Consider the following 4,842-nt stretch of genomic DNA (forward strand, 5'->3'; position numbering starts at 1 on the left):
AGGAGCCGGTAAAATAACGGGTCGTTTGAACGTAACGTCAATATAAGTAACGGCTTTTTGCTGGCGCTTTTCAAGTTCAGCCTGAGCTCTCGCCATCATGTACATGCCATGGATAATAGGCTTCTCAAACCCAAACCAGCGCGATACCAGAGGGTGCAGATGAATCGGGTTAAAGTCACCGGAAATTCTCGCGTAACGCCTGCCCATACCGCTGCCTAACTGCCAATGGCTGATGTTTTCCCAGCCAGCTTCCGGTTCAAATGGCTTTATCGGTGTTGCTGCTTTTTTCGAGGGAGCCTGGCTTTGGCCACTCATGACCTGATAGACACTGGAACAGGTGGCTACTTTTTCGTTGTTTTGCCAAAACTCCACCACGAACTGCGGACGCAAACGGCGTGGAGAAACATCAGGGCCACGTTTAGGGACTTTGACTTTTGAAATCAGTTGAAAAGGAGCTTGTGCAGAAATAACCTGATGTCGTTCGATTTTATTGCTGACATGAACGAGACCGGGTGCGGGCCAGGGAAAACTGTCATCCAGCATTTGAGAAAGATGTGCTCTTTGGGCTATACAGTAAAGCATAGCTAAAGGGACATCGCTGACAAAACCATTAAACGCTTGATGATAACGACTCAGGTGTTTTTCTGTAGGCGCAGGAATAGAGTAACTTTTGCATAAAGTCTCTGATTCGGCCTCAGACTCGTCACTGCGCTGCAAGGTTAGCAGTGAGCGCAACAGCATGCTTGGCATAGGTGCCAGCTTCTGAGTAGGTGTATCAACACGTTCCATAGTGACCATTAAACTCCATACTGATAATACGGCTATTCTCGCACATGTCTCGTACTATCAACAGTCCGACCACTGAAAGGCCGCTCCGTAGAGCGACCTTTTACACTCCTTTTACTTCTTTGTCTCAAGGTCGTCGTTCAAGTCCTCGTCATGTTTCTCAAGATCCCAGGGTAAGACACCTGGACTATGATGACGAAAATGAAGGTAGTTCTCAAATTGATTGATCACGTCGTTGATAATATCTGTTGTCTCATAACCATAGAGATCGTACGACTGACCACCTTGTCTAAGGAAAACCTCTGCCCGATAGTAAATTTCTCTATTTTTGTCATTAGTTAAGGCAAACTCTGGTAACAGATAGTCTCTTAAACGAATCTCATAAGCAAAATCGAGATCATCTTTTCGTTCAACACTAAGGATAATTCGGTTGTGTTCGTCATCAGCCCTGAATTCAGCAGGCCAGTCCTGGCCTTTCAGTTCGTCACGAACATTTTTAAGACTCTCTGTGGCAGGCCCGCTAATAAAGTCCAGTACCGGCTCCTTCTTCGGGAAATCTACCAGCCCGGCCAGACGTTTTTTCCAATAGTCCGGGCCTTCGTTAACACCACGGCGGTGAGAATGACGGTGACTCTGGAGACTATTGGACTGGTACCCTTCAATGACCAGAGCACGCCACATGCCCACTGCTGATATCAAAATAATGACGGCAAAGGGTAAGGCGCTGGTAATAGCCGCCGTTTGCAGAGCTCCCAGACCACCTGCTACAAGCAATACAGCTGCAACAATACCTTCCGTACTGGCCCAGAAAACACGCTGCCATGTAGGCGTTTCCATCATGCCGCCGGAGGATAAGGAATCAATGACGAGTGAACCGGAATCTGACGACGTTACGAAGAAGGTAATAATTAAAAGTACGGTCAGAAAGCTCAATATGCTGGTCATTGGCAGGTTTTCGTAAAGCTTAAACAGTGCGACTGCCTGGTTGTCCTGAACTTCTGAGATTAAGGTTGTATAACCCTCGTTCATTATCATGTTGAGTGCGGTGTCGCCAAACACTGCGAACCAGAAGAAAGTAAATATCGTAGGCACCAGCATGACCCCGAAAACAAACTGGCGAATGGTACGGCCGCGGCTTATTTTAGCAATAAACAACCCGACAAAAGGCGCCCAGGCAATGGTCCAGCCAAATATAAATAAGGTCCAGTTACCAATCCAGTCGCTGCGTTCATAGGCTTGCAGGTTAAAGGTCCGCTCGACAATGCCACTTAAATAAGCCCCGGTGTTTTGCAGGAAGGTTTCCAGGATGTGTATTGTTGGCCCTACCGCGAAAACGAACAGAAGCAAGAAGACAACCAGAGTCATGTTAATCAGTGATAACCGTTTTATCCCTTTGTCCATACCGGCCACCACTGAAGCAATAGCGGCTAGAGTAATGAGTCCAATGGAAATAACCTGAACCATGGTTCCGACGGGAATATCTTCCCATAAATAATTGAGCCCTGCGTTAATTTGAATAACGGACAGCCCCAGAGTCGTTGCAATACCAAACATGGTGCTGAGAATGGCGAAAGTATCTATGGTATGCCCAATGGGTCCATTTATTCTGTCGCCAATAAGCGGGTAAAGGGTTGAGCGCATGGTAAGTGGTAACCCGTGGCGAAAAGAAAAGTAAGCCAACACCAGGCCTACCAGGCCATAAATTGCCCAAATATGGAAACCCCAATGGAAATACGCAATTTGCATGGCCTGCTTGGCAGAACCGACGGTTTCAGCCGCTCCTGCAGGAGGCTCTGCATAATGTAATATGGGTTCGGACACGCCGAAAAAGAGCAATGCAATGCCGTAGCCAGCCGAGAACAGCATGGCAAACCATGAGGTAAAGCTGTATTCCGGCTCGCAATGGTCGGGACCCAGTTTAATCTTGCCCCAATTGGAAACAGCCACACCAATAATGAATATAAGAAACAGTGCAACTGCCAGCATATAAAACCAACCGAAATTGTCAGTAATGCCTGCTAATGTCCAGTCGAATAGCTCCCCGGCTTTGTCAGGCGCACTCAAAGTGCCTATAACCAGCAGTGCAATAACGATTACCGCAGGGAGAAATACTGGCACTAAAATCGCAGAATGCCATTTGCTCTTTTCGGCCGACATAAAAGCTCCTGTTTTTTCTAAGATTTATTTATATATAGACTACTCAGAAAGATTTGTAATGGGTCACTTTGTATTAATTTGCTGTTTAGTTTCTGGCCACTGCGGTATTATGAGTACTGTTGTTGCAGTAGATAAAAAGTGACTTAGTCGTTATGAATACTGATAAAAGCCGCGTGAATTTAGAGCTCTTAGCAAATGCTGTTCCAGGCGCTCTTTACCAACTTGAACGTTCGCCAGACGGGGAATTAAAATTTAACTATGTGAGCCAGGGCGTGGAAGCTATTTTCGGATGTTCCGCCGAGGCATTGAGTCACGATATTAATTTGCTCAGCAACATTATCCACCCCGATGACTTACAGTCGGTACTGAAAAGTATGCACGACTCCGCCCGTTACAAATACCGCTGGATAAAAGAATACCGTGTGATTAGAAACGGTAAAGAAGCCTGGATATACGGACACGCGGTAACGATTCAACAAGACGACGGCAGCACCTTGTGGAATGGGCAAATGCTCGACATTACCGAACGAAAAATGCTGGAACTGAAAGCCGAAGAGAACCAACGGAATTTAATGTTAGCCGAGCGAGTCGGGGGGCTGGGTCATTGGCAGCTGGATTTAAAAACCGGGTTGTCTAAATGGTCCGATACTATGTACGACTTACATGGTCTGAATAAAGCAAAAACCAAACCGTCTTTAGCATTGGTTATGGATAAGACCCACCCGGAAGACAGACAAGCGCTGACTGAAGCTATTGAAGCGGTTAAGCAGTCCGGTGCGCGGGACGTGGAGCATCGCATCATGTTAGCGGACGGCGAAATTCGATGGTTACGGGAATCTGGTATTTACCGGACGAATGACAATGGTCAGGAAATTATTTTTGGCACCACTCAGGATATTACCGACTACAAAGAACTTGAATTAAAGTTACGACAAACGGGGGGCAGCGATGAGAACACGGGGTTTTACAATCGGCGCCTTATGCTGCAGTCATTGCAACGCCGCTTTAGTCTATTTCAGGCGCATTCCGAATACCAATATTACGTTCTTGTTGTAAAAGTGGCTGATGATGTTGCGACGTTAAAAGCGACAAGCCATATATTGCGTAATAGCATTCGTGATTACGACATTCCGGGTAGCTTAGGGAATGGCCTTATTGTTGTGCTTATGTCGACTCTTTCTGCTGATCGTAATAATGAGTGTCTGAACGCTGTTCGGGAGCAGTTAACACAACAGAATGTAAAGCATAAAATTGCTTTGGAATGTGCCCAGGTAACGGATCTACGCTTTGACGATGTACTCGTCAGAGCGCTGCATTAATTGAGTCGCTTAAGGTTTATCGATAGCCCAGTCACAGGCCTTGCCCATGGTATTAAGCGGTAACTGCTTACCAAAGCTGATGTGCTGAGGGACTTCGGCCGCAAGTAAACGTTCACTTAGCCAGTTTTTTAGACTTTGCTCAGTCATGGCGTTTTCAGAATGCCTTTGTAAAACAATAAACGCCTTTAAGCCTGTTCCTTCGTCCGCTACGAGTGGCCTGACAGTGGCATCAGCAATATCAGGGTGCTGGCGTAGACAATCAGCAACATGGTCGGGAAATACATTGGTTCCCCGTATTGAAATAGCTTTATCAACACGCCCTTTAATCTGAAATTCACTGTCGTTTTTCCAAGCTGCGCTATCCGGTAAATCAAAGGTTAATAGCGTCTGCCTGTCAACGATACACTGAGGATTGCTGTCGTGGCTGCGCCAGCGGGGAAGCAAACGATAATTATCCTCTGGCTCGCTGCGATAACCCACACCTGCAGTTTCTGAACTACCGTAAACCTCGACAGTTCTTGCAGCACCCATAGAGTAGAGCTGGTGCAATGTGCCTGGTGGGCAGTGACCCGTTGAACTC

General features: G+C 46.7%; 4 protein-coding genes. 1 reads left to right on the forward strand and 3 read right to left on the reverse strand.

The window, feature by feature from the left end:
* Together B3180_RS01230 and B3180_RS01235 are read right to left on the reverse strand one after the other, a co-directional pair.
* Positions 1–798 (reverse strand): MaoC family dehydratase (locus B3180_RS01230; protein WP_286842467.1); only part of this gene is annotated, 798 nt, incomplete at its 3' end.
* Positions 799–900: 102 nt separating this feature from the next.
* A complete protein-coding gene (locus B3180_RS01235) occupies positions 901–2,943 on the reverse strand; it encodes a BCCT family transporter (RefSeq protein ID WP_054490082.1) in 2,043 nt (680 codons plus the stop codon).
* 152 nt (positions 2,944–3,095) lie between these two features.
* Between B3180_RS01235 and B3180_RS01240 the strand changes: the two genes are divergently transcribed.
* Positions 3,096–4,262 carry a GGDEF domain-containing protein gene (locus B3180_RS01240; RefSeq protein ID WP_199493784.1) on the forward strand — a complete coding sequence of 389 codons (1,167 nt, stop codon included), beginning with the start codon at positions 3,096–3,098 and terminating at the stop codon, positions 4,260–4,262.
* A gap of 9 nt (positions 4,263–4,271) precedes the next feature.
* Here B3180_RS01240 and B3180_RS01245 read toward each other — a convergent pair.
* Positions 4,272–4,842 (reverse strand): AMP-binding enzyme (locus tag B3180_RS01245; RefSeq protein WP_414654006.1); only part of this gene is annotated, 571 nt, incomplete at its 5' end.

It is taken from the genome of Idiomarina sp. UBA4206, assembly GCF_002383015.1.
Classification (GTDB): domain Bacteria; phylum Pseudomonadota; class Gammaproteobacteria; order Enterobacterales; family Alteromonadaceae; genus Idiomarina; species Idiomarina abyssalis.